Source organism: Achromobacter pulmonis (assembly GCF_021733725.1).
GTDB lineage: Bacteria > Pseudomonadota > Gammaproteobacteria > Burkholderiales > Burkholderiaceae_B > Achromobacter > Achromobacter pulmonis.
Map to the genome: position 1 here is coordinate 2,253,466 of NZ_JAIFOT010000001.1, position 26,168 is coordinate 2,279,633.

Here is a 26,168-nt window from a genome sequence, read left to right on the forward strand (position 1 = left end):
CGGGGTTCCTTGCTCAAAGTTATCAGATAACCTGAAAGGTTTCGGCTATACTTGGCCGCTATGCTGACCAAGAGCCTGACCCTGACCGAACAGGTCGCCCGCCAGATCGCGGGCGACATCGCCCATGGCGTCTACCCCGTGGGCGCCAAGTTGCCGTCCGGCCGCATTCTGGCTGACCAGTATGGCGTCAGTGCCGCGGTCATCCGCGAAGTGACCGAGCGCCTGCGCGCCCAGGGGCTGATCCAGAGCCGCCAGGGGTCGGGCAGCGTGGTGCTGGCGCGCACCGGCGCGCAGGGCTTTCAGGTGCCCGCCGATATCGCCGTCAGCCGCGAGCAGCTGGCCAACGTCTACGAACTGCGCATGGAGCTGGAGGGCGGCGCGGCCGCGCTGGCGGCCGAGCGCCGCAGCGCCGCCGACCTGGACGCCATGGCGCGTGCGCTGGCCGACCTGGAGCGCCACCAGCATCATCCGGAGCAGGGCGTCGAGCACGACATCGCCTTTCACCTGGCGGTGGCGGCCGCGACCCACAATCCGTTCTACCAGGACCTGCTGCAATACCTGAACCTGCAATTGCGCCTGGCCGTCACCACCGCGCGCGCCCACAGCCGCCAGTTGGCCGGCATGACGGACGCCGTACACCACGAGCACGTTGCCGTGTTCGACGCGATCCGCGACCGCGATGCGACCCGCGCGCGGCGCATGGCCGAACGCCATCTGCGGCAGGCGGCCAATCGCCTGCGCCTCGATTCCCTTTTTCCCGCTTCCAGGCAGACATCATGAGCACAACCGACATCGCCCAGCGCCTGGTCCAGGCCCTGGGTCCGGATACCGTTTTCACCGGCCACGAGGACATCGCCCCCTGGCTGTCCGATTGGCGCGGCCTGTACAACGGCCACGCGCAGGCGGTGGTCCGCCCGCGCACCACCGCCGACGTGGCCGCCTGCCTGGCGCTGTGCAACGACGCCGGCGTGCCGGTGGTGCCGCGTGGCGGCAATACCGGCCTGTGCGGGGGCGCAACGCCTGACGCCGCCGCCGCCAACGTCGTGCTCAGCCTGGACCGCATGAACGCGGTGCGCGCCATCGACACGGTTGCCAACACCCTGGTCGCGGAAGCCGGCTGCATCCTCGGCAATCTGCGCCGCGCCGCCCAGGACGCCGGCCGCCTGCTGCCGCTGAGCCTGGCGGCGGAAGACTCCAGCCAGATCGGTGGCAACGTCGCCACCAACGCCGGGGGCGTCAATGTGGTGCGCTACGGCATGGCGCGCGAACTGGTGCTGGGTCTGGAAGCGGTGCTGCCCAGCGGCGAAGTCTTCAACGGCCTGCGCACGCTGCGCAAGGACAACACCGGCTACGATCTCAAGCAATTGCTGATCGGTTCGGAAGGCACCCTCGGCGTCATCACCGCCGTGGCGCTGCGCCTGTTTCCGCGCACCGACGTGCGCTCGGTGGTGCTGGCCGCCGTCGAATCGCCGACCCAGGCCCTGCAACTGTTCGAGATTCTGTTCGAACAATGCGGCGCGCGCCTGCAGGCCTTCGAGTACTTCTCCGGCGATTGCCTCGACCTGGTCCTGGCCCATGCCACCGGCGTGCAGGAGCCGTTCGGGCAGCGCTATCCCGCCTACGTGCTGGTCGAGCTGGCTGACACCGCCGACGAAGCCGCCTTGAACGCGCTGCTGGAAAACGTGATCGGCACTGCGCTGGAGCGCGGCCTGTGCCTGGACGCCGTCGTGTCCGCATCGCTGGCGCAGTTGCAGGCGCTGTGGAAACTGCGCGAGGAGATTTCCGAGGCCCAGCGCGCCGACGGCCCACATCTCAAGCATGACGTGTCGCTGCCGATCGAGCGCATTCCCGACTTCATGGTCTCGGCCGAAGCGCGCGTGCGCGCGCTGTATCCGGACATCCGCCCCTTCATCTTCGGCCACTTCGGCGACGGCAACCTGCACTACAACCTGTCGCGTCCCGCCAGCGCCGAGCGCGGCTGGGTGGCCGAGCACGGCGCCGCGATCACGGACGCGGTGCTGGACGAGGTCAACCGCTACGGCGGCAGCATCAGCGCCGAACATGGCATCGGGCAGCTCAAGCGCGACCATTTCCTGCACAGCAAGGACCCGCTCGAACTGCGATTGATGCGGGAGATCAAGCGGGTGGTGGACCCCAAGGGGATCATGAATCCAGGCAAGCTGCTGTAGGCCGCGTCCCGCCCCCCAAGCCCGCGATACAAGATCGGACTAACTCTGCAAAAAAAAAGCAGATAAGGAAAAAGGCCTGGAGCGGTCGCTCCAGGCCTTGTCTGTTACCACCGATTCGCCGGAGCGCCGCCATGCGCGGCGGCCCGGCGTCCGGGCAATCGGTTCGGAAGATTACTGCCGGTGATAGACCTCGGCGCCCTTCTTCACGAACTCGATCGACTTCTCCTGCATGCCTTTCTGCAGCGCTTCCTTTTCGCTCACGCCCTGCGACGCCGCATAATCGCGCACGTCCTGGGTGATCTTCATGCTGCAGAAATGCGGCCCGCACATCGAGCAGAAGTGCGCCACTTTCATCGAGTCCTTCGGCAGGGTCTCGTCGTGGAATTCCTTGGCCGTATCCGGATCCAGGCCCAGGTTGAACTGGTCGTCCCAGCGGAACTCGAAACGTGCCTTCGACAGCGCGTTGTCGCGGATCGCCGCGCCCGGGTGGCCCTTGGCCAGGTCCGCCGCATGCGCCGCGATCTTGTACGTGATGATGCCGTCCTTCACGTCTTTCTTGTTCGGCAGCCCCAGGTGCTCCTTGGGCGTCACATAACAGAGCATCGCCGTGCCGTACCAGCCGATCAGCGCCGCGCCGATACCCGAGGTGATGTGGTCGTAGCCCGGCGCGATGTCGGTCGTCAGGGGCCCCAGCGTGTAGAACGGCGCCTCGTGGCAGTGTTCCAGCTGCAGCTCCATGTTCTCCTTGATCATCTGCATCGGCACGTGGCCCGGGCCTTCGATCATCACCTGCACATCGTGCTTCCAGGCCACCTGCGTCAGCTCGCCCAGCGTCTTGAGCTCGGCGAACTGGGCCTCGTCGTTGGCGTCATAGCCCGAACCCGGACGCAGGCCGTCGCCCAGCGAGAAGCTGACGTCGTAGGCCTTCATGATTTCGCAGATTTCCTCGAAGCGCTCGTACAGGAAGCTTTCCTTGTGATGCGCCAGACACCACTTGGCCATGATCGAGCCGCCGCGCGAGACGATGCCCGTCATGCGGTCCGCCGTCATCGGAATGAACGGCAGGCGCACGCCGGCGTGGATCGTGAAGTAGTCCACGCCCTGTTCGGCCTGCTCGATCAGCGTGTCGCGGAAGATCTCCCAGGTCAGGTCCTCGGCCTTGCCGTCGACCTTTTCCAGCGCCTGGTAGATCGGCACCGTGCCGATCGGCACCGGCGAATTGCGGATGATCCATTCACGGGTTTCGTGGATGTGCTTGCCGGTCGACAGGTCCATGACCGTGTCGCCGCCCCAGCGGATCGCCCAGGTCATCTTCTCGACTTCCTCGCCAATGCCCGAACTGACGGCCGAGTTGCCGATGTTGGCGTTGATCTTGACCAGGAAATTGCGGCCGATCGCCATCGGCTCGACTTCCGGGTGGTTGATGTTGGCGGGGATGATGGCGCGGCCGCGCGCGATCTCGTCGCGCACGAATTCCGGCGTGATGGCGGCGGGAATGGCGGCGCCGAACGACTGGCCCGGATGCTGGCGCAGCAGGCGCTTGACCATCTTCTCGCCGTCCGGGCCGCTGTCGCGCAGCGTCTGCAGATAATGCTCGCGGCGCAGGCTTTCGCGGATCGCCACGTATTCCATTTCGGGCGTGATGATGCCGCGGCGCGCATAGTGCATCTGCGAGACGTTGGCGCCGGCCACGGCGCGGCGCGGCGGGCGTTGCAGGTCGAAGCGCATGGCCGTCAGCTTGGGATCGGTCAGGCGCTGCTTGCCGTACTCGCTGGTCGGGCCCGACAGCACCTCGGTATCGCCGCGTTCGTCGATCCAGGCGCGGCGCACTTCCGGCAGGCCGCGGCGGATGTCGATCTTGGCATCGGGGTCGGTGTACGGGCCGCTGCAATCGTAGACGGTCAGCGGCGGGTTCTTTTCGCCACCGAACATGGTGGGCGTGTCGTCCTGCTCGATCTCGCGGAACGGCACGCGGATGTCGGGACGGGAACCGACCTCGTAGACCCGGCGGGATTTGGGCAACGGGGCGACCGCGGCCGCGTCGACTTCGGCGGTGGCGGCCAGGAATTTGGGATTGGCGTTCATGGAAAGCTCCAAGCGAATGGTTTGGAGCCGATCGGGAATGGACTCCCGCCATGCGGGCATGGCGGGAATACGGCTCCCAGCATCGGCATTATCCGTACTGGTACGAAGGGACTCTCTCAACACGTCGGGCCGGTTCGGCGCGACGAGTACCCCTGCGCGAAAGCGAAGTATAGAGCCTGCCTGGCCGCCACGCGAATGGCGATCGATGCTGCGGCGCGGCAGCGCAATTCCGTGTGCGCCGCCATGCCGGCCGGCAATGGTAGTACCGGTTTACATTTGGAATCAGTCTGGGGAGACACTGCCATACAGGTTCTGTACACTTTTTCACGTCAGCCTGCGGTCAGCCCGCCGGCCCCAGTCCACTCAAGAAGGAAACGTGTATGCAACTGACCCTACGCAAATTGGCGCCCGCCCTGGTTGTCATGACCCTTGCGCTCGCGGGTTGCAAGACCGCCCCGACCAAGTCCGGCGCCGCTGCCACGCCCGACGCCAGCGGTCAGCAGCAGCCGTCCAGCCAACAGCCGGCCACCGCGTCGGTGGTCGAGTTCTACGTGGCCCAGACCCAGGCTGGCCCCGGCCTGGTGGAAGTCAGCCTGCCCGACGGCAAGATCTACATGCAGCAGCAGCCGGTGCTGACGCGCGCCGACCTGACCGAGGCCGCCGCGCTGGTAGATCGCCAGGGCGCCAACTTCGTCGGCCTGCGCTTTTCCGAAGCCGGCGCGCGCAAGCTGAACGAAATCAGCAGCAAGAACGTCGGCAACATGCTGGCGCTGGTCATCGATCGTGAACTGATCGCCGCGCCGCGCATCGGCGAGCCGCTCAATCGCGGCGTGCTGGCCTTCGGAGTGCCCTCGGCGAAGGCCGCCTCGGACATCGCCGCCAAGATCCGCGGTGACAGCGCCCCGGCCGCCGGCGCCACGCCGGCCCCGGCGCCGGCCAAGCCCTGAGCGGCGCAGGCAACAGCAAAAAGCCCGGCATGCCGGGCTTTTTTTATCTCTATCGCGGGCGCGGCGGTATCAGGATTTGCGGCCCCGCGGCTTGATGCCGCGGCGCGCCAGCGCCGATTCAATAAAGGTCAGGGCCAGGGCTTCCAGCGTCACCCGGTCGTCGGCGGTGAGCGTGTCGAACTGCGCGGGCGAGATATTGGGAAAGGGCCATGGCGCCAGTGGGCGCGAACGCCGCGTCATCGTGCGGGGCGGCGGCTCGGCCACGCCCGTGGCCGGCAGCGTATCGCTCAGGTCGTAGCTTTCCATGGGCAATTCCATGGGGCCCTTGCCGGTCTCCAGCCATTCGAGTTCCACCTTCAGCACCTGCGCCAGCTTGCGCAGTGAACGGCTCGAATGGCGCAGTCCGCTCTCATAGCTGCCGATCGCGCTTTGCGATAGGCGGGCCATGCGCGCGAGCGTTTTCTGCGTGTAGCCACGCAGAAGACGGGCGTGCTTCAGTCGGTCTGAAAAAGTTTTCACGCGTCGATTGAAGCTTGCGCCTTAGGCACTTTGGTGGATATAAATATTACTTAAGTGATAACTTCAGAAAGGCTATCCCATGCAGGAAAGAGGTTACGTCCTGGTTGTGCAACTTGGTGGAATGGCGTGCAATAAATTCGTGCACACCTTACGCCAATTCCAGTGGGAAGTCGGCTTGTGCCGGTCGCCGGATGGCGTGCTGGCGCGGCTGCGCAACGAGCCCGCCGATGTCGTCGTGCTGCGCGGCTCGGATGACGGGCTGCCCGACCTGATCGCCGCGCTGCGCCGCACCGCACCGGGGTGCTCGGTGGTCTGGCAATCGCTCGACGACTCGCCGCAGGCGCGCATCGCGGCGCTCGATGCCGGCGCCCATGTGTGCGTGCCGCCGCTGGCCAGCATTCCCGAATGGGATGCCGTGCTGCGCAACCTGATCCGCTGCCAGCATCCCACCACCGACAACCTGCCGCGCTGGCGCGTGGATGGCCGCGCGCGCATGCTGGCCGGGCCTTCGGGCGAGCGCATGCCTCTCACCAACACCGAGCGCGCCTTTTTCGTCAGCCTGTTGAACGCGCCGCATCAATGCCTGCCGCGCGAAGGCTTCTTCCCCGATGCCATGCGCGACCCGATGGACAGCGCGCGGCGCGTCGACGTGCTGGTCTCGCGCCTGCGCTCCAAGGCGCGCAGGCTCAACATCGACCTGCCGGTGCTGGCGGTGCGCGGGTGGGGCTATATGTTGATGCCGCAGGATGGCGCCGGCCTGGACGCGGCCGGGGCGGACTGAAGCCGGTCTGCGTCAGAGCACGACCAGGTTGTCGCGGTGCATCAGCTCGGGGTCGGTCATGCTGCCCAGGATGCGCGCGATTTGCGAAGACGGCTGGCGCAGGATGCGGCGGGTATCCGCCGATGAATAATTGATCAGGCCGCGTGCGCATTCGCGGCCCTGGCCGTCGACGCAGGCAACCACGTCGCCGCGGCCGAATTCGCCTTCCACCTCGATCACGCCGATCGGCAGCAGGCTCTTGCCTTCGCGCAGCAGCGCCTGCACGGCGCCGTCGTCCAGCACGACGCGGCCGCGCAGGCGCAGGTGGTCGGCCAGCCATTGCTTGCGCGCCGACCACACCGGCAGGGTGGCCTGCAACTCGCTGCCGATGCATTCGCCCTGCGCCAGGCGCGTCAGTACGTCGCGTTCGCGGCCTGACGCGATGATGGTGTGCGCGCCGCTGCGCGCGGCGCGCTTGGCAGCCAGCACCTTGGTCAGCATGCCGCCGGTGCCGATGCCGCTGCCGGCGCCGCCGGCCATCGCTTCCAGCGCCGGGTCGCCGGCCTGGGCGTGCGCCATGAACCTGGCGCCGGGATTCTTGCGCGGGTCGGCATCGTACAGGCCGCGCTGGTCGGTCAGGATGATGAGCGTGTCGGCTTCGATCAGGTTGGTGACCAGCGCACCCAGCGTGTCGTTGTCGCCCAGCCGGATCTCGTCGGTGACCACGGTGTCGTTTTCGTTCACGATGGGCACTACGCCCAGGCGCAGCAGCGCGAACAGCGTGCTGCGCGCGTTCAGGTAGCGGTGGCGGTCGGCCAGGTCTTCGTGGGTCAGCAGGATCTGCGCGGTGCGCAGGCCGTATTCGGCGAATGCCGCCTCGTAGGCCTGGCACAGGCCCATCTGGCCCACCGCGGCGGCGGCCTGCAGTTCGTGCATGACCGACGGGCGCTTGCGCCAGCCCAGGCGGGCCATGCCTTCGGCGATGGCGCCGCTCGATACCAGCACCACCTGCTTGCCCTGCTTGTGCAGCGCGGCGATCTGGGCAGCCCAGTGCGCCACGGCGGCGCGATCCAGGCCGCGGCCTTCATTGGTGACCAGCGACGAGCCGACTTTGGCGACGAGGCGCTGGGCGTTGGCGACAACGGAAACGGCGGGTGATTCGGCAGACATGATGGCGGCGGGCTGCGGCGCGAGAAAAGGCGTAATCGAACGAGACTGCGATTATGGCTTATTCGTCGCCGCGCGGCGCGGCCGGCTTCTTGTCGGCATCGCCGCGGGTGTCGTCAAAGCGCGGGTCTTCGGCGACGTAGGTGCCGTCGGCCTGATCCTGCGCCAGCTGTTCCTTTTCGCGTTCGGCGTCGAGGTAGTCCTGCAGCGCATAGATCAGGTCCTGGGTGCCTTCGCCGGACAGGCCGGAGATGCCGAATACCGGACCCTTCCAGTCGTACAGATCGAGGAAACGGCGCTTGGTGTCTTCGGGGTCGGGCACCATGTCGAGCTTGTTCAGCACCAGCCAGCGCGGCTTGTCGGCCAGCTCGGGGTCGTAGCGGCGCAGTTCCTCGACGATGGCGCGGGCGTCGATCACGGCCTGTTCCACGGGATCGGCATCCGGATCGGGCGTGGATACATCCACCAGGTGCAGCAGCACGCGGGTGCGCGCCAGATGGCGCAGGAACAGGTGGCCCAGGCCGGCGCCTTCGGAGGCGCCTTCGATCAGGCCGGGGATGTCGGCCACGACGAAGCTGCGCGACGGCGAGGTGCGCACCACGCCCAGGTTGGGGTGCAGCGTGGTGAACGGGTAGTCGGCGATCTTCGGCTTGGCGTTGGAGATGCGGGTGATCAGCGTGGACTTGCCGGCGTTGGGCAGGCCCAGCAGGCCGACGTCGGCCAGCACCTTCAGTTCCATGCGCAGATAGCGGTGTTCGCCTTCCTTGCCGGGCGTCCATTGGCGCGGGGCGCGGTTGACGCTGGACTTGAAGTGCATGTTGCCCATGCCGCCCTGGCCGCCGGCCGCCAGCACGACTTTCTGGTCGTGGCGGTTCAGGTCGAACAGGACTTCGCCGGTGTCGGCGTCATGGATGACGGTGCCGACGGGCACGCGCAGCGTGATGTCCGGGGCGGCGGCGCCGTACTGGTCCGAGCCGCGGCCGTTTTCGCCGTTCTTGGCGCGGTGCAGGCGCGCATAGCGGAAGTCGATCAGCGTGTTGATGTTGCGGTCGGCCACCGCGTAGATGCTGCCGCCGCGGCCGCCGTCGCCGCCGTCCGGGCCGCCCTTGGGGATGAATTTTTCGCGGCGAAAGCTCGCCACGCCATTGCCGCCTTTGCCGGCGACGACTTCGATGGTGGCTTCGTCTACGAATTTCATGATGTCTGCGCGTGTCTGTATTAGAGGGCCGTGCCGCCGTGACGGGGCATTGCCGGGAGGGCAGGGCGGAACATTCCGCTCATTCTGCCTGAAAACCGTCCGGGCCTCGCGGCCGGCGGGCTCGCCACCGGGTGGCGAAGGACACTGCGCATTGGCAGTGGCCGGGAAGGAAAAAAGCCCTGCCGCATGCGACAGGGCTTTGCCGTTCTGGCCGGCGGCGGATCGCTGAGGCGACCGCGCCGCTGGCCGGACCGTGCTGCGTCGAGAATTACTCGGCGGCGACGATCGAAACGGTTTGCTTGTTCAACGCGCCCTTGAAGCCGAATTGAACCTTGCCGTCGATCAGCGCGAACAGGGTGTGGTCCTTGCCCATGCCGACGTTCACGCCAGCGTGGAAACGGGTGCCGCGCTGACGCACGATGATCGAACCAGCGGGAATCAGTTCACCGCCGAAAGCCTTGACGCCCAGACGCTTCGATTCTGAGTCGCGTCCGTTTCGCGTAGAGCCGCCGCCCTTTTTCTGTGCCATTTTTAGCTCCTGCTAATGTGGTGCCGAGTCGCGTCTCAAGCCGTGATGGCTTCGATGCGGATTTCGGTGTAGTTCTGACGGTGGCCCTGATGCTTCTGATAGTGCTTGCGACGGCGCATCTTGAAGATCTTGACCTTGTCGTGGCGGCCTTGCGCAAGAACCGTTGCCTTGATCACGGCGCCGGCGACGAGGGGCGTACCAACTTTCAGTTGGTCGCCTTCGCCCACGGACAGCACTTGATCCAGGGTGATTTCTTGCCCAATGTCAGCCGGTATCTGTTCTACCTTGAGTTTTTCGCCAATGGCAACACGGTACTGCTTGCCACCGGTTTTTACGACCGCGTACATGGGGTATTCCTTAAATGGGTAAATGGGTTCATTCGCTTGCCAGCCCTGCGGGGCTGGCGGTACTTGCCTGGCGTTGGAAACCTGCCGGACAACGGCCCTGGATGTTCGGGGCCGCGTCGCATGTGGGCTGGCGCCCTACGGGAATTGCCCCGGAACCCGGGTGCCCATAGCGGTTGCCGCCACATCGGTTGCGCAAGGCGCGTAGTGCGTAATTCACCGACGTAATTCGGCCATCACTGACCGAATCCGGAATATTAGCCCGGGGTTGGGGAAAAGTCAAAAAGCGCTTGCGGTTTAAGGGCTTAGCTGTCGCCTGGGGGGCGCGCCGGACCGCCGGGCGGCGTGTCCGGGTCCCGGGCGCCACCGCGCCCGGCTTTCGTTCCTGACAGCCCGTATAATCGCTGGTCGAATCCCTCCGCCCTGCCGGCGGCCCAGCGGTAAGAGCCGTCACGAATGGCTCGTTTCACACTCCGGATACGTCTTGAATCTCCCCGCGCTCATTGCTCCCATAGTTGACGATATGAAGGCCGTCGATGCGGTTATCCGCGAGCGGCTGAATTCCGATGTGGTGCTGATCCGTACGATCGGCGACTACATCATTGGCGCGGGCGGCAAGCGCATGCGCCCGGCGATGGTGCTGATGGTGGCGCGCGCGCTTGGCTATCAAGGGACGCATCACCAACTGCTGGCCGCCGTGGTGGAGTTCATCCACACCGCGACGCTGCTGCATGACGACGTGGTCGACGAGTCCGACCTGCGCCGCGGCCGCGAGACCGCCAACGCGGTGTTCGGCAACGCCGCCAGCGTGCTGGTGGGCGACTACCTGTATTCGCGTTCGTTCGAGATGATGGTCGAGGCCGACTCGATGCGCATCATGAGCATCCTGTCCGAGGCCACCACCGTGATCGCCGAAGGCGAGGTGCTGCAGCTGCTGAACGTGCACGATCCGGATGTCTCGCAGGAACGCTACCTGCAGGTGGTGCGCTACAAGACCGCCAAGCTGTTCGAGGCCGCCGCCCAGGTGGGGGCGGTGCTGGCCGGCGCCACGCCCGAGCAGGAAGCCGCGGCGGCTGCCTATGGCCGCCATGTGGGCACGGCCTTCCAGTTGGTGGACGACGTGCTCGACTACAGCGGCGATGCCGCCGCGCTGGGCAAGAACGTGGGCGACGACCTGCGCGAGGGCAAGCCCACGCTGCCGCTGATCCGCGTGATGGAAGTGGGCACGCCGCAGCAGCAGCAATTGATCCGCGACGCCATCAAGACGGGCGACGCCGACTTCGCCGCCGTGGCCGCCGCCATCCAGGCGACGGACGCACTGGAACACGCCCGGCTGGCCGCCGTGGCCGAGGCGGACCGGGCGCGCGAAGCGCTTTCTGCTTATCCCATTTCCCCTTTTCTAAATTCTCTGTTAGAATTCTGCGCTTTCGCGGTGAATAGAGATCGCTAGCTGAAAACGGTGCTTGAAAACGGTATCGCAGCAGTGTTGAAGTTCACCAGGCAGGTAGGTCAGACCTTCAAGGTCAAACCCTTCAGGCCGAAGCGGAAAGATGATTTGGTTGCACTGAGCGCAACGAAGTCAGCAGTTGTAGGGCGTGGGGTCGCGCAAGCCATAAACCCCCCATGTCCAGACTCGGGGCGTAGCTCAGCCTGGTAGAGTACTGCGTTCGGGACGCAGGAGTCGGAGGTTCGAATCCTCTCGCCCCGACCACTTATCTGTGGTCGAATTCTTGAAGGTGTTTCCCGACACCTTTGGCTGAAAGCCGGTATCGCGCAAGCGCTGCCGGCTTTTTTGCGTCTGTACGCCTTGAGGCCCGTACGCTTTGAGGTCTGCACGCGTTGGAGTCTGTACGCTTTGAGCCTGGATTGCTTTGGGTCTGGATTCTTTGCATGCGCGGCTTCGCGCAAAAAAAAGCGCGGACATGACAAGCATGTCCGCGCCTTCGGGCGATAGTGCGTCAGGCCGTCGCGGCGACTTCGCGGGCGGCGATGCCGGGGTTGCGTTCGAGCAGCAGCCGGATCATCTTCAGCTGGGTTTCCAGGGCCTGCAGGCGCGCGTCCTGGTGCGCATCCACGGCCTGGTTCCACGCCTGCAATGTCTCCAGGATCGCCGGCGCCTGGGCCAGCCCCTGCACGCAGCGGTCGAGCGCCTCGCGCTGCGTACCCTGCGTCTCGCACAGGTTGGCCAGCAGGCCGGACGTTTGCTGCAGCGTGGTCACGCTGGTGGCCGAGGAATCCGTCAGCACCTGCATGGCCTGGATGGCGGCGTCGCCGCGCTCGAACAAGGCCATCAGCGTGTTCTGCATCGACGCCGCGCGTTCCTTGGCGTCCTGGACCTGCGCGATGGTGGCGTCCTGCCAGTCGCCGATCTGCTCGAAGCGCGCGTCAAGCTGGGCGCGGTTGCGCGCTTCCTGTTCGCTCGCCTGGGCAAGCTGCTGCCGCAGCGCGTCGTGCGCGCGGATCGAATCGGCCTGGCGTTCGCCCAGCCGCTCGACCAGTTCGCCCAGGTGGTGCACCTGGCGCGCCAGCATGTCTTCGTTCACGCTTTCCGAGGCCGTCAGGCTGAGCCGGTTATTGCGCACATCCAGGCGCTGCAGCATGAACTTGCGCACGACGCGCATGTAGTCCTCGACCTGGTTGCGCAGCAAGACCATCATCAGGCCCAGCAGGATCGATCCCACCAAGCCGAACAGCGAGGCCGCGAAGGCGGTGCCCATGGCGGTGAGCGGGCTCTGCAACTGGGCCACCAGCCGGCCGAACACCTGCTCGACCTCGGCCCCATCGACGGAGCCGGAGTTCAGTTGCGACAGCATCGTGCCGACGTCGCCCAGTGTGTAGATCAGGCCGACGAAGGTGCCGACCAGCCCCAGGGCCACCATCAGACCGACCAGGAATTCCGGCAGGATCTGCTGCTGGTAGACCCGGATACGCAGGTTTTCCACATCGCGCTCGATGGCCTCCTGGCTCAGGCCCAGCGACTCCTGGCGCAGCATCACCTGGCCCAGGGTGGTTCGCACGTAGCCCAGCGAGCGCCAATCGCGCCCCTCGACGTTGGCTTCGGCAATGAAGGCGGCCAGCGCCTCCCAGCGCGAGTTGACGCGCAGGCTTTGCCAGATGATGAGCGCGGAGCCGACGCCCAGGCCAACCAGGATCACGAAGGAGATCGCATGGCCGGAGCCGAGCGCCAGCTTGAAGAAGCCCGGCCAGAGGACCACCGCGGCGGCCGCCGCGATCAGGGGAGAAACGACTTTCAGAACGTTCCAGCGCACGGATCGAAATAACGTCATGGCAGTTCCTCAGCGCTCGACGGACATGGAGACCGTCATGTCGTTCTGCCCGGCGGGCGCCGGGTCCATGTGCATCTGGATGCGTTCGGGAGACACGTTTTTCTTCATCAGATAGTCCTTGATTGAGATCAGGTAGAACAATGCGGTGCGCTTGTTCTCGGTCAGCGCGTAGTTGGGAACATGGATCGCCACGTGGATCATGGCGGCGCTGTCGTGCAGGGCGTCGAGCTCCTTGAGCACGCGCTGCAGGTCGGCGTCGATGTGCCGCTGCAGCTTCGGATCGCCGCCGGGCATCATCGGCCCGAACGGGTCCTGCGGCCGGGGCGCGTCCGGCGGCACGGTGGCGCTGTCGATTTTCGAGCCGGCCTCCGCCGCGGGCGACGGCGACGGGGTGGCCTGCTTGCGGCGCAGGGCCGCCAGTTCCTGCCGCAAGGCGTCGTTTTCCTTGCGCAGTTCGGCCTGGACCGCCAGGTCCGGCGCCTTGGGCGCGGCCGGCGCGGCGGCCGCATGCGTCGCATCTGGCGCCGGTGTCCAGGCGTCGTCCGGTTCCGCGGGCGGCGCCATGGCGGTGGCCGTGTCGTGGCGCGGCACGGGGGCGCTGTCCTGCGTGACGGCAAGGTCCTGCGTCGGGTCCGCGCCGGCCTGGCCGGCCTCGTCCGCGTCGTCCTGATCGACCGCGTCCGCTGGGTCGGGCGTTCCGGCCGCGGCGGCCGGCGCCGCCTGCGACTCCTTGAGGCGTTGCTCGACCAGGGCGCGTTGAATCGCCATCTTGGCCATCAGGCCGCTGAACATACCCAGCGACATGGCCAGGATAACGATCACGAACACCAGCGCCAGCACCAGGTTGGAGAAGGCATCCACGAAGCCCGGCCAGTAGTTGATTTTTCCCGAAGAATTGTCCATGCGTGTTTCCTCAGATAACCGGATGGGCCGTCGAACGCAGCACGCCGTTCAGGTCGAGCGCGATGTCGGTCTGGACAATCAACTGCAAGGCCTGGTCGGGCGCGGTGAATACCGTGTACGCGGGCGTGTCCGTCGACGCCGCGATCGTGCCGCTTTCCTGCCACGCCGTGGCGTTGGCGGCATCCGCGAGCCGCAGCACATCGTGCTGGCCGCCCTGCACGATCAACTGGTGGAACGCGGCATTGAGCAGATCGCTGTGCAGATCGGCGGCCGCGCCGATATCGGCCTGGCGCACGTCATTGGCACCGATGACGAGGGTGTTGCCCTGCGTATGGGTGGCATGGTCGGCATCCAGGTCGATCCGGTTGATGGCGCCATGCACCGCCGCGAAGTCCACGGTCTGCCCGTCTCCGGTGACCGCGACCGCCTTGTCGACGATGCCGAACGCGCCGTTGGCCAGGAACACCCTGCTTTCGCTCGCGTCTTCCGGGGCCACGTGGGCGCCGTTGTTGTCGACCACGGCCACCAGGGTATGGCTGCCGCCGTCGTCCACCGTGGTGTCGAAGGAGTAGGCAGTCGGCTGCGCCGCATCGGCAAGGGAAGCATTCCCCAGCACGCCGGCCTCGAACTGGGCGAAGTCGGTCAGCAGCCCATATGCGTTGTCGCCTGGCCGCAGCACGCTGATTCGCCAATCGATGGCGGTATCGGAACCCTGGAACAGGATGGAATCCAGGTGATGCCAACCGGCTTCCAGGTGAGTGGTGGCGTACTGCGCGTGCGCCAATGCTTCGCCCGGCGCTTGCAGGGTATGGCCGTCGATCTTGAGCTGCACCTGGGAGCTGGACAAGGTGGTGCGGAACAGCCAAGTGCCGGCCTGATTCTGCGCCACGTGGAACCAGCCCGAGGCATGCCCCAGCATCGACGCCGCCGACGTGATCACGCCGGTGTCGAACGGATGCTGTCTGTCGTACAGCAGGCTGTCGGCCATGCGCGACACGGCGGCCGGGGTCTGCGCCATCAACGCCAGGGCGGCGTCGAAGCCGCGGTTGGCATCGGCCGGCAGGTTCCAGAACTGCAGCCGCAGGCCGTCGCCGACGCGGTGCGCGGTCAGGTCGATCACCTGCAACTGCTCGTCCTTGCCCAGCGGCGCGCTCAGCGCGAAGTTCAGCTTGACATGATGCGACTTGTCCGTCGGTCCCAGTGCCAGCGCGTGTTCGGTGGGGCCGGTGTAAACCTCGCGGGCCACGGTGTAGTCCGTTTCCCCCGGGCGGCGCCACTGCAGCCGCCAGTAGCCTGACGCCCCGGTATTGCCGACCTCCATGCGCAGATAGTGCCAGCCTGGCGCCAGCTCGGTGCTGCCGCCGCGGCCATTGGCATAGAAGCCGGCGGCGGTAAACACTTCCTGGCCATCGACACTGAGCGTGGCGAAATCGTCGGAGACCGGCGTGCGGAAGGACCACATGCCCGCCTGCTGCGCATCGACGTGGAACCAGCCGCCGCCCAGGTAGTTGGCGATGACCTGGTAGGGAACGCCGGGAATGAACGCGCTGTTGTAGTTGGCGAAATTGAGCGCCGGCACCTGTCCGCTCCCAGTGGGCACCATGTCCGCCGTATTGCGCAATTGGTTGATGTCCCAATACACGCGGGTGGTGTTCCACGCGAACGCCGAGAATCCGTGGGTATCCACGCCCACGGCGCTGCCCAGAGGCGCGCCTTCCTCGATGCCGCTGGTCAACGTGACGAGCTGGCCGGGCGACTGTGCCGCCATATTCAGCGCGAACGCCCCGGAATGCGTCCCGCTGCGGCCGGCGTTGTTCTCGACCACGGCCGTCAGGTTATGGGCACCATTGTTCATGCCGGTGAAGACGTAGGTCCAGTTGCGGCCCGAAGCGCCCAGCGTGGCGTAGCCGACACGAAGGTCGCCGTCATACAGCGCCACCCGCTCGCTGCCGACCAGGTCGCGATCGAGCGTGCCGCTCACCACCACTGCCGCGTTGCTCACCGACGCGCCGGGTTCGACGCCCGCCAGGCCGTCGGCGCGCGGCGTGGCCACCGACAGGATCGCCGTGACCGCGTCGATGGCGTCCTTGTCCAGGGATACGGTGGCCGATTGCGAGGCCGCGACGCGAGTGTGCGTCGCGCCTTCGACTTGCAGCGTCAGCGTCTGTTCGCCCAGGCCCAGGCCGAGCCCGGCGGTGGGCGTGAACGACCAGCCGATGCGCCCTTCGGCATCCGCGGCCTGTTGCACCGTGGCGTCGCCCAGGCGGACCTTCTCGCCGTTCAGGGTGCGATACACGCCCAGCACCTCGTCGCGCCCCAGGGCATGCTGCAACGAGCCGCTCAAGGCCTGGGTCCGGTCGGTCTGGCTGGTGAGGGCGTCAATCCGGATCGCGTCGGCGTCGAACACCTCGATCGGGTAGACGGCGTCGTGGACCGAATCGGGGGGCGGCACCGGCATCCCGTTGATGGTCAGGGTGAGGCGATGTTCGCCAGCAGGCAAGGGCTTGTCAGCGTTGTACCACCAGCGCAGCCCCGACACGCTGGCGGTGCCCAGCAATGTGTCGTTGTCATAGACCTGCACCTGGTCTCCGGCGCGCGGCGCCACGGCCAGCGAGCCGAAGATGCCGATCCGTGCGCCGTCCACGCTCTGGCCGGGCCGGACACTATTGCCAGCCCAGGTATCGAAGGGACTGTTGCCGAGCAGCACTTGGGTTCCCGGCAGGGCGATCACGGCCTCGATCAGGCCCGCCTGCAACGGATCGGACGCCGCTTCGTAGACGTTGATCGAAACAAATTGGAACACCAGTGGCACATTGGCGGGGTTGCCGTTGCCCAGGATCGAGATCTTGAAGACGTGCTGGCCGTTGGTCAGCGATTCACCGATGGGGAAGTGCCAGTTCAAGCCCGCGTCGACGGTGGCGCGTCCCAAGATCGAGGTGCCGTCCCGGATTTCGATGTATTCGCCTTTGACCAGGGGCGTGGCCAGCTTGCCGCTCAGCGTGAACTGGCGCGAACTGGTGCTCGCGTCCACCTCCTTGCCGTCGGCGCCGAGCGCTTGGACGTCTTGGATGTCCTGCAGGCGGAAACTGAATGGCGCCGACGGTCGGCCATGGATAACGCCTTCCTCGTTATAGACCACGCCACTCTTGGCGGCGTTGTCGACCGTGGCAAACAGCCGGACCGAACCAAAGTCCATGTCGGTATCGCTGCGCCACGTCCAATTGGTGCCATTGACCGTGGCCTGGCCCAGATAAGCCACGTTTCCGGCGCCGTCGTCACCCCAGATGCGCACGACCTGCGCATTGGACAGCGCCGCGCTGACCGTGCCGGACACCAGCGGCCGCTGGTACGCGATTGCGCCGTTGGCGGCCACATTGCCCACCACCGGGCCGTCATCGTCACGCACCCGCGTGATCTGCACCGTGTGCCCCGGCGTGCTGCCGTCCATCATGATGGACACGCTGGCGCCGGCCTGCACCCTGTCGTTATTGGTGCCAACCATCTCGACCGAGATCGTATGGCTGCCGTTGGCCAGCGGCGCCGTCGGCTGGAAGCGCCATGCCAGGGGATTGCGCGGGTCGGCGATCTCGGCGCGGCCCAGCACCGTGGTCACTCCGCCCACCGTGTCGGACACGCGCAGGTACTGCTCGCCTTCGCGCACCGGCGCGCTGAGCCTGCCGCTGATGGTGGGCAGGCCGTCATCGGTCAGGTGCCCGGGGGTGTCGAGCACATTGCCACGCTGCGTGCCGACCGCGTCGGTCAGCGATACGATCGTCACATCCTGAAGCTGGATATCCGTGGCGGCGCTGCCGATCTCGTTGGCCACGTGCGTCAGGCGATTCTCGGGCTTGGCGATCAGGGTATAGCCGCCTTGCGGCAAGGGGGTTTTGACCTGGAATTCCCAGGTGGTGGCGGTCAGCATCCGGGCCTCGCCGAGCCGGGTCTGCTGACCGTCGCGGCCGCGGCCATACACCACGATCTGATCCAGCGGATCGAGGGCCTGGCTGATGGTGCCGCGCAGCGCCGGCAAGGGATTGTGGATCGTCGCGTTGGTAGCCGGGACGTTCACGCCCTGGTCGTCGGTCAGGCTGGTGAGCGCCACGTAAAGTTGGGCGTCCGGCCCGCTGTGCATATCGGTAAAGTTCAGCCGCGCCTGGGCCCGCATGAAGGACACGGCTTGTGCATCGGAGACGTCGACATCGGACGGCAAGGCCAGGACGCTGTATCGATGCAGGCCGATAGCCTGCTGATCCGGCTTGATGGCGTAGTGCCAATTGCCGTCTTCGGTGATTTCGGCCTTCCCGAGCACAACGTCATCGCGCCGCACTTGCAGCCAATAGCCCGTCGGCAGCGCGTTGGTTAATCGGCCCGCAAGCGCCACATCCTTGTCGCTGTCGGCCAACATCGCCAAAATCCCGCCGGACAAGGCCAGCGCCCCGGCCGGCGTGTCGATGGTCATCTGGTTCTGGAAGATGGAGGTATGCGCGGCGCCGTCCTCGAAAGCAACGAGCGTGCCGAGGTTGATCGGTCGCGCGGCAACGGCGTGCTGTCCCGGCGACTGCGCCCACAAGGTGTATGACCAGTTCTCGCCGCTGGCATCCACGCCCGCCAGGCCGACATCCTTGTTATCGACCGAAATCATGATGCCCATGCCCGCGGGCACCGGCGAGGAGGCCGTGCCGGACAGCACGACCAGGCCCTGGTCGGTCAGGATCGGCTGGCCGTCGCCGGCCAGGGTCACCGAGAACGACGGCGCTTCGGCGCTGCTTACCGTGAAGACGCGGGGCGCCTCGGTCTGTACCGCGTCGACCGGCGTGCCGTTGTTCAGCAGCACATATTCGACCTGGTGCGTGCCCGCCGTCAGCGGAAAGACCGGTTGGAAGGTCCAGCTCCCGCCGGCCTCCACCGTGGCCGTGCCGGCGTCCACCCCGTCGATGAGGATGCGCACCGACAGGTTCTCGATGGCATCGGTGTTCACCGAACCGTGCATCGTCGGGCGCCCCGACGGCACCGCGCCCCACGCCGACATATCGTCCAGCTCGATGCCGGAGGGGGACACCACATTGACCTTGACCGGCGCCGACAGCACGGCGTCGTTGCGGTCGGTGCTGTTCTCGATCGCGGCCTGCAACGTGTTCATGCCGGCCGGCAGGGAAATCGCCGGGGTCAGCGACCAGTTGCTTCCCGTCGTCGTCGCGACACCGAGGTCATGCTTGCCGCCCTGACTGTCGATGGCATAGACATGGACCGTCTCGGTCGTGGCCAAGGGCCGGTCCAGCGTACCCGACAGGATCGGGCGGGAGTCATCGAGCACGCCATCGGCCAGCACATTGACCGGCGCCGTACTGATTACCTTGTCGACCATGACCGGCCGGTTGTTGGCGTCCTGCACGGCCGTGATCGTGATGGTGTGGTCGGCGCCCAGCCTGGCGATGGTGACATCCGGGGTTCGCGCCGATATCAGCGAGCGGCCGGCAAAGTCGAACAGCGCCGCGCTGAAGGGCGCCGTGCCCTGCGCCACATCCGCGGGCGGCGTGAACGACCACGACAGGCCGTCCGAATCGAACACGGCCTCGCCCAGCTTGGCGTTGCCGCGGAACAGCGACAGCACCTCGCCTGCCTTGAGCGCCACCGCCACGCGGCCGTACAGCGTCGGACGCAGGTCATCGGTGTTCAGCAAGGCGATGCCGCGGCCGGGCGCATGCGCCTGGGCCTGGAACAGGTCCCCGGTCACGGCGCCGTGGTGGTCGACCAGCGCGGTGATGCTCACCGCCTGCTCGTGCACGACGAACTCTGGCGAGCTGGCGCCCTGCAGATGCTGCGGATCGGCCCGGTTGACCGCCCTGGCGGTGAACACCGTGTCGCCGAAGGGCAGTTCGCGGTCCACCTGGAAGGTCCAGGTCGCGTCCGCCGCCACGGTGGCGAAGCCCAGGAACACGGGCGCGTCCTGCCCCGGCATCTGGCCGTACACCGCCACGGCCGCGCCGCCGGAAAGCGGCGCGGAGACGGTCCCTTGCAAGCGCGGCAGCGGGTCGTCGGACGCAACGCCCGACACATTTTCGCCGGTGAACGACAGCCCGCCGGCGCCCTGGTTGTCGCGCGCCGAGCTGATGATCACCGTTTCGACGGGCGCGTTGTCGTCGATATAGACGGTGCGGGCGGTCGAGCCCACCCGTATCTCGGCGCCTTCGGCGCCAACCACCTGCGCGACGATGGTGTGGCTGCCCTGGGCCAGCGGGGTGTCCGCCGGCAGCGTGAACGACCAGTCCAGGCTTTCGGTCACCGTGGCCGTGCCTGCCTGTTCCTCGCCATCGATGAAGATCCTGACTTCCTCGCCCGGGGCCAGCGCCGCGCCCAGGCGGCCGCCGACCACCAGAGCGCCGTGCTTGGCGGCGCCGTTGAATGCCGGCGCGAGGATGTTGACATCCGGCGCGGCCGAGTCTGTGATGGACGCCACGCTCACCTGCTGCACGCGCACGTCGAATGGCTCGGATGAGGCGCCCACGCCGCCTGTCGCGATATTCTCGACCCGCGCCACCAGTGTGTGCAGGCCCGGCACAAAGTGCTGCACGGCCTGAAACTTCCAGTCGGTGTCCGTGACCCCGGCTTCGCCCAGCAGCACCAGGCCGCCATCGGCGGCACGGGCGTACACCATCACGCGGCGGGTATGGGTGTCGATCGGCGCGCTGAGCGTGCCCTGGACCACCCCGCGGGTCTCGTCGGTGCTGACCCCTTCGGTCAGCACGCCTTGCGATGTGCCTACGCCATCCACGTAGCCGGTGATCGACGCGGTCTGGGTCGGCGGCTGGGAGTCCACCGTGAAGTCGGTGATGGCCAGCGCGTACGCGACACGCGAGGCCGTGTCTTCGATGCGCACCGAGAGTTCATGGCGCCCTTCACGCCAGGTTTGCGCCGTGCCCTGGCGTTCAGGCAGACGGAAAGTCCAATCGATCCCATTGCTGGCGACGGTCGCAAGCCCGATCGGCGAGAACAAGGTGGCGTCGCCATCCTTGGCGTAGACGGCCACGCGCTCGGTCGATACCAGCAGCGGGGCGGACAGCCGGCCGCGCAGGGTCACGTCGTTCAGGCCCGTGCCATGGCCGTCGCGGTCCAGCACATTCAGGCCGGTGGAGGTCTCGGCGATTTCCGTCAGCGTGATGCCATTGATGTTGACGGTGGTGAACAGCGTGTTGCTGGTCAGGCCTGAATTGGCGGCCACCACCCGCGCCAGGATCGTGGACGGCCCGAACGGCAGATTCTGCCCGACCCGATAGGTCCAGTTGACGCCGTTCATGTCCGCCGTGCCGAGCAGGCGCTCGGCGTTGCCGGCGGACGATGCGAACACCTGCACCTGCAGCCCCGCCGTGAGCGGCGCGCTGAGCCTGCCGCTGACGACCGGCCGGGCATCGTCGGTACTGCCGCGGAACGTCACGATGCCGGTCTGCGAACCATTGGCCCCGTTGTTGTCGCTGACCCGCAGCTCCAACATGGTCTGCGTGACCGGCACGGCGGTGCCGTCGATGGTGATCGAGGGTGTCGAGGCCGACAGCAAGACCTGCGGCGCGCTGCCCGGCTGGGTACGTTCGAGCCGCGCCTGGAAGGTGTGGACGCCGTCGCTCAGTACGCTTTCAGGGGTGAATACCCAAGAGGTACCCGTCACCGTGGCCACGCCCAGCCGGGTCGCAGGCCCGCCGGCGAGGGAATCGTAGATCGCCACGCGCTCGTCCGGCCCCAGCCCCACGCCCAGTTCGCCGGACATGCTGGGCCGGCTATCGTCGGTGGAGACCGGCTGGGCGAAGATGCGGGCGTCGAGCAGGTTGCCCTGCAACGCGCCGACATGGTCCAGGACGGAAGCGAACGACAAGCGGTTTTCGCGCACGGCGATGCTGGCGCTTTCCGGTCCCAGCTCGCCGTTGGCAATATTGATGACGCGGGCGGAGAAGGCGTGCGAGCCAATCGCCAGGTTCTCCGGCGGCGTGAACGTCCATGTGCCGTCCTCGCCTTCGTCCATGGTCGCCAGGCCGAGCACCTGCTCGGTCACGGCGCCGGAGGGCGAGGTCATGCGGTCGATGATCTGCACCGCGCGCGAGAGCGGCATCGTGGTGGCTCCAAGCAGCATGCCCGAGATCAGCGGGCGCGTGTCGTCGGTGCTCTGGCCAGCGGCCAGCGGGCCGACGAAACCGTTGCTGCCGGCTACCTGGTCGCGCACCTCGGTGATAGCGACAGCGGTATCGGGGATGGCGGTATCGACGACGATTTCGCGGTCGACCGCCAGGCGCACTTCATCGCTGTCGACGTTGACGATGCGCGCCGACAAGGTCGACTGGCCATCCTCCAGTTGCAGGCCCTGGCTGCTGTCCAACGCCAGGTACCAGGTCAGGCCGCCCTCGTCGTCGGCGCTGATGATGGCGTTGCCCAGCACGGTTTCCTTGTCGTCGTGGCGCGCCACGACCTGCACCACTTCGCCATCGGCCAGCGCCACGCCGAGCTGGCCGCCGAACACCGGCGCGCGGTCATCGGTGACGAACGGCTCGCCGTTGGCGAACACGTTGCCGACGATGGGGCCGGCCGCATCGTCCAGGTTGGTGAAGGTCAGGCTATTGATCAGCAGATCGAAGTGCGCGCTGCGCGCGCCCATTGCGCCGCCGCCATTGACCACGCCCGCGGCCAGGTGGTAGTGGCCTACCGGCAGCGCGGGGCTCACCGCCAGCGACCAGTTCAGGCTGTCCTGGTCAAGCTCGGGTTCGTAGGTGAATACCTGTTCAGGGTCGGTGACGTCGGTGACGCGCACCTGCAGCGTCTGCCCCGGCCGCAGGGCCGCGGAAACCGTGCCCGTCAACGAAGGGGTGGTGTCGTCGGTGGACGTGCCGCTGGTGATTTCGCCGGTGTAGATGCCGACGTCGTCCATGACGCGGGCGATGGTTACCTCCTGCTCGGGCAGCTCGGTGCTGACGATGACGGGGGGCGTGCCGGCGCTCAGCAGGGAACGCGGCACGCCGTTGTCGTCATCCGGCTGCTGGATCACGGCGCGCAGCGTGTGGGCGCCATCCCGCAGTTGCGCATCGTCGCGGAACTCGAAGCGCCAGCGCGCGCCGGCGCCGTTCTGCTCCGGCAGGATGTCGGCGGCGCCCAACAGCATGGTCCGGCCGTTGTCGGCCGTGTCGTAGATCATCACGCTCTCGTCCGGCCCGAGCAAGCTGCCCAGCATGCCGGTCAGGATCGGCTGGGTGCTTTCGGTGACCAGGCTCGGCGCGGTCAACAGGTTCAGCGGATCCACGCCGGGGATGATGACGCCATCGAACGTGATGGACTGCACGTTCACGTCCCAGGCGCCCCAGTTGGACTTAGCGTCGGGGGTGTTTGCGTCGACGCCTTCGGGATAGGGCGCCGACCACGCGTTCTGGCTGGGCGAGAACACTTTGACCAACACCTGGTGGCGCCCCACCGCCATGTCCGCCACCGGCGTGAACGACCATTGCGGCAGTTGCCCGTCCTCGCCGGGCGCTACGTTGGCGTAGCCCAGCAGGCGTTCGGGGCCGCCATTGATGCTGTCGACCAGCACCAGCACCTGGTCGCCCTCCAGGTCGGCGCTGACCGTGCCGGTGAAGGTGGGGCGGCGGTCATCCGTGCTCATGCCGGGACGCAGTTCGCCCATGAAATCGTAGGGGTCGGCTTGCGAATCGCCGATGTGGTCGGTGACGGCCTGCACGTCCACCGCCTGGGTCGGTATCACGCCCTCCAGCGAGGCCTCGGTGAATTGATAGGGGTGTGTCTGCGCGGCCGTGACATTGCCGGCCATGTCGCTGACGCGCGCCAGGATCTCGCCCGGCCCGTGCTTGGAGAAGCCGACCGTGACCTGCCAATTGGCGCCATCCGCTTCGCCGGCGATCCACGTGTTGCCGCCGTCGATCGACACCACCACCCGCTCATCGGCCGCCAGCGTGCCGTCGACCGTGCCGCGGATGGTCTGCGAGGCCTGCGAGAACAGGAAGCCGTCGAGGGCGCCCGGCAGGGGCGCGCTGATGCTGTCGATGGACGCCACCACCGCTTCCGGCGGCGTCACGTCCAGCACGAAGTCGTGCGAGGCGCCGGCCAGCGTCAAGGCCTGCTCGCCATCGCCGCCAGACACGCTCACGCGCGTCAGCAGGCGCGCGTCCTCGTCTTGTGCGGTGGCGTCCAGGCGCAGCGACTCCGACACCCAGGTGCCGCCGGCGCCGTCCGCGCCGGCAGTGACGCGGGTGGCGACCCAGGTGCGGCCGCCGTCGGCCGACACTTCGATGTGGGTGTTCTCGCCCAGCGTGCCGCGATAGGTGCCGGACACCGCCTGCACCGGTTGATTGGTGATGAAATCGGAGTTCGACAGGCCGGTGTCCGCGCTCAGGCCAGTGATGGCGTCAACCTCGGCGCTGACCAGGCCGTAGGTATGCAGTTCGGAACGCGCTATCAGCAGGCCGGCGTCGTCGGCCACGGTGACGAACAACCGCTTGACGCCATCGGCGCCCAGAGCCTGTTCGCCGTAATCGGGCGCGTTCAGCGTCAGGTGGCCGGCGGCGATGTCTTCGTCCGACAGCGTGTGCGCCGCGACCTGGCGGCCGTCGAGCAGGTACAGCGCCACCGTCTGCCCGGCGGCGAGGCGGGCGCCGCCGTCGGCATCCCACGATACCGTGACCGACGGCTGCGTCGCCGAGCCCAGCGCGTCGATGCCGCTGACCTCGGACGGGGCGGCATCGGCGAAGGTGGCCGTGACCGTGCTCCACGGCACCTCGGGCAAGACGAAGGCGTCGAACAGCGAGTGGTCGTCCAGCCCGGCCAACAGCGTATTGGCCTGTTGCATCGCGCTCAGCAGGATCGCGCCCTCGACCGACTGCGCCACCCGCAGCGTGCCGTCGTCGGCGCGCTCCAGGCCGCGCGTCAACAGCCGCAGGGTCTGTTCCAGCGCGCCCGATACCGCGTCCAGGCCGGCCAGGCCCGCCAGCGCCCGGCCATAGGCTTGCGCGTCGGCGGCGCCGGCGCCGAAGTTGTCGGCGTTGATGGCGATGACCGGGCCGAGGATATCGTTGATCTGCGTATCGCCGGTGAATGTCTTGGCGAAATCGGCGACGGCGGCGGCCATCGCGGCCACCTGCTCGGCCGTCACGCCATCGAGCGCTTGCGTGGGGTCGGCCGGCGCTTGCAGCAGCCGTGCCGCCAGTTCGGTCAGCGGCGTCACCGAGACGCGCATGTCCATTTGGCCTTCCGCCCGCCAGGCGATGGCGCTCAGGGGCGCGAAGTCGGCGCTGGCGAAGCGTTCAGCCTGCTCCGCCGTCATGCCCTGCCCGAGGGCCATGGCCTGACGGTATTCATCGATGAAGCCGAGGCCGTCGCGCGCGCCGTCGGTGACCACGACCCGCACCGGCCCGACATAGTCGGCCGGCAGTTCGGCGCGGTAGGACAGCACCTGCCCGTTCGGGCCGACCACCAGTTCGCCGCGCGCCAGTTCCTGGCCCTGGGCGCCGTACAGCGTCACGGAGAGCGTTTCGGCGTGGTTGAAGACGCCGGCGGCGATGCCGCCGGTGACGGTCACTGCGGGCTTTTCGCCCTCGGCCTCGGGCGGCGTATTGCTGTCGTCGGGCGCGGCGGGGGTGTCGCCCGCGGGCGCGTCCGGCCGCGCCGCTTCGGCCGGTTTGTCTTCGTCCTTGTTTTTTTTCTTGCTGCTGGACAGGCCCAGCGCCAGTCCGGCCAGGCCCACCAGGCCCAGGATCCAGCCATATTCCTGGTACCAGGCCTGTGGTTCGTCGCCGCTCTTGTCGCTTTCGCCCTTGGATGCGTCGCCGGTATCCAGGCCGTCCACGGCGCCGGCCGACAGGTCGCCCGTGCCTTCTCCGGCCGCCGCGTCGCCGGCCTTGCCGTCTTCTTCCGTCGCGCCGTGCGCGTTGCCGACGTTATCGGATGAGGTCGGCTCGGACACCGGCACCTGCAAGGCCTCGGTGGCGTCCTTGAGCGCGGTGCTGTCGATATCGACCTTGGTGAACAGGTCGGCGCCGGACAGTTGCTGGTCCAGGAACTGCAACGTGGGCGACGGCCGTTCGAGAATCCTGACGGCCAGCCCCGGCAACAGCAACCGGGTGCCGTCCCGCATCAGGGCGACCAGGTCGACGCCGACGATCGCCATGCTCTGGACATCGGCCAGCTTTAGATTCAACGAGATGGTTCCGTTCTTGATGGTGACGGGTATGGTCCTGAGCGCGTTTTTCATTGAGA

Annotated in this window: 14 protein-coding genes and 1 tRNA gene; 6 read left to right on the top strand and 9 right to left on the bottom strand. The window is 67.1% G+C overall.

The window, feature by feature from the left end:
* The first annotated feature begins 60 nt into the window (after positions 1-60).
* Positions 61-780 carry a FadR/GntR family transcriptional regulator gene (locus K2W61_RS10425; RefSeq protein ID WP_175141282.1) on the top strand — a complete coding sequence of 240 codons (720 nt, stop codon included), beginning with the start codon at positions 61-63 and terminating at the stop codon, positions 778-780.
* Entirely contained in the window at positions 777-2,189 is a 1,413-nt protein-coding gene (locus K2W61_RS10430) for an FAD-binding oxidoreductase (RefSeq protein ID WP_236755553.1), read from the top strand. Before K2W61_RS10425 ends, K2W61_RS10430 begins: the two co-directional genes overlap by 4 nt.
* Before the next feature lie 171 nt (positions 2,190-2,360).
* Here the strand turns inward: K2W61_RS10430 and thiC are convergent, their stop codons facing one another.
* The gene (gene thiC, locus K2W61_RS10435) at positions 2,361-4,274 is read right to left on the bottom strand and encodes a phosphomethylpyrimidine synthase ThiC (protein ID WP_175141280.1); all 1,914 of its coding nucleotides are present in this window, start codon (positions 4,272-4,274) and stop codon (positions 2,361-2,363) included.
* Positions 4,275-4,654: 380 nt separating this feature from the next.
* On the opposite strand from thiC, the gene K2W61_RS10440 reads away from it, so the two are divergent.
* Complete coding sequence (locus K2W61_RS10440; RefSeq protein ID WP_175132810.1) at positions 4,655-5,221, top strand: SecDF P1 head subdomain-containing protein; 567 nt, start codon at positions 4,655-4,657, stop codon at positions 5,219-5,221.
* Between the two features lie 69 nt (positions 5,222-5,290).
* On the opposite strand, the gene K2W61_RS10445 is transcribed toward K2W61_RS10440, so the two are convergent.
* The gene (locus K2W61_RS10445) at positions 5,291-5,740 is read right to left on the bottom strand and encodes a helix-turn-helix domain-containing protein (RefSeq protein WP_175132809.1); all 450 of its coding nucleotides are present in this window, start codon (positions 5,738-5,740) and stop codon (positions 5,291-5,293) included.
* Positions 5,741-5,879: 139 nt separating this feature from the next.
* Between K2W61_RS10445 and K2W61_RS10450 the strand changes: the two genes are divergently transcribed.
* The gene (locus tag K2W61_RS10450) at positions 5,880-6,521 is read left to right on the top strand and encodes a winged helix-turn-helix domain-containing protein (protein WP_236755554.1); all 642 of its coding nucleotides are present in this window, start codon (positions 5,880-5,882) and stop codon (positions 6,519-6,521) included.
* 12 nt (positions 6,522-6,533) lie between these two features.
* Here the strand turns inward: K2W61_RS10450 and proB are convergent, their stop codons facing one another.
* The 4 genes from proB to rplU all read right to left on the bottom strand — a co-directional run bounded on the left by proB (position 6,534) and on the right by rplU (position 9,741).
* On the bottom strand, positions 6,534-7,670 hold the full coding sequence (gene proB, locus K2W61_RS10455; protein WP_236755555.1) for a glutamate 5-kinase: 1,137 nt from the start codon (positions 7,668-7,670) through the stop codon (positions 6,534-6,536).
* Between the two features lie 58 nt (positions 7,671-7,728).
* A complete protein-coding gene (obgE, locus tag K2W61_RS10460; protein ID WP_175132806.1) occupies positions 7,729-8,865 on the bottom strand; it encodes a GTPase ObgE in 1,137 nt (378 codons plus the stop codon).
* A gap of 268 nt (positions 8,866-9,133) precedes the next feature.
* The gene (gene rpmA, locus K2W61_RS10465; protein ID WP_006216229.1) at positions 9,134-9,394 is read right to left on the bottom strand and encodes a 50S ribosomal protein L27; all 261 of its coding nucleotides are present in this window, start codon (positions 9,392-9,394) and stop codon (positions 9,134-9,136) included.
* 35 nt (positions 9,395-9,429) lie between these two features.
* Positions 9,430-9,741: a 50S ribosomal protein L21 gene (gene rplU / locus K2W61_RS10470; protein ID WP_175132805.1), complete on the bottom strand. Its 312-nt coding sequence runs from the start codon at positions 9,739-9,741 to the stop codon at positions 9,430-9,432.
* A 481-nt stretch (positions 9,742-10,222) separates the two neighbouring features.
* Here rplU and ispB point away from each other — a divergent pair, with 481 nt between their 5' ends.
* The gene (gene ispB / locus K2W61_RS10475) at positions 10,223-11,188 is read left to right on the top strand and encodes an octaprenyl diphosphate synthase (RefSeq protein WP_175132804.1); all 966 of its coding nucleotides are present in this window, start codon (positions 10,223-10,225) and stop codon (positions 11,186-11,188) included.
* A 184-nt stretch (positions 11,189-11,372) separates the two neighbouring features.
* Positions 11,373-11,449: transfer RNA gene (locus K2W61_RS10480), tRNA-Pro, on the top strand.
* 247 nt (positions 11,450-11,696) lie between these two features.
* Here the strand turns inward: K2W61_RS10480 and K2W61_RS10485 are convergent.
* The 3 genes from K2W61_RS10485 to K2W61_RS10495 are packed head-to-tail and all read right to left on the bottom strand — an operon-like array spanning position 11,697 to position 26,163.
* Entirely contained in the window at positions 11,697-13,025 is a 1,329-nt protein-coding gene (locus K2W61_RS10485) for a hypothetical protein (protein WP_236755556.1), read from the bottom strand.
* Between the two features lie 9 nt (positions 13,026-13,034).
* A complete protein-coding gene (locus K2W61_RS10490; protein ID WP_236755557.1) occupies positions 13,035-13,928 on the bottom strand; it encodes a hypothetical protein in 894 nt (297 codons plus the stop codon).
* Between the two features lie 10 nt (positions 13,929-13,938).
* Positions 13,939-26,163: a hypothetical protein gene (locus tag K2W61_RS10495; RefSeq protein ID WP_236755558.1), complete on the bottom strand. Its 12,225-nt coding sequence runs from the start codon at positions 26,161-26,163 to the stop codon at positions 13,939-13,941.
* Positions 26,164-26,168 lie beyond the last annotated feature (5 nt).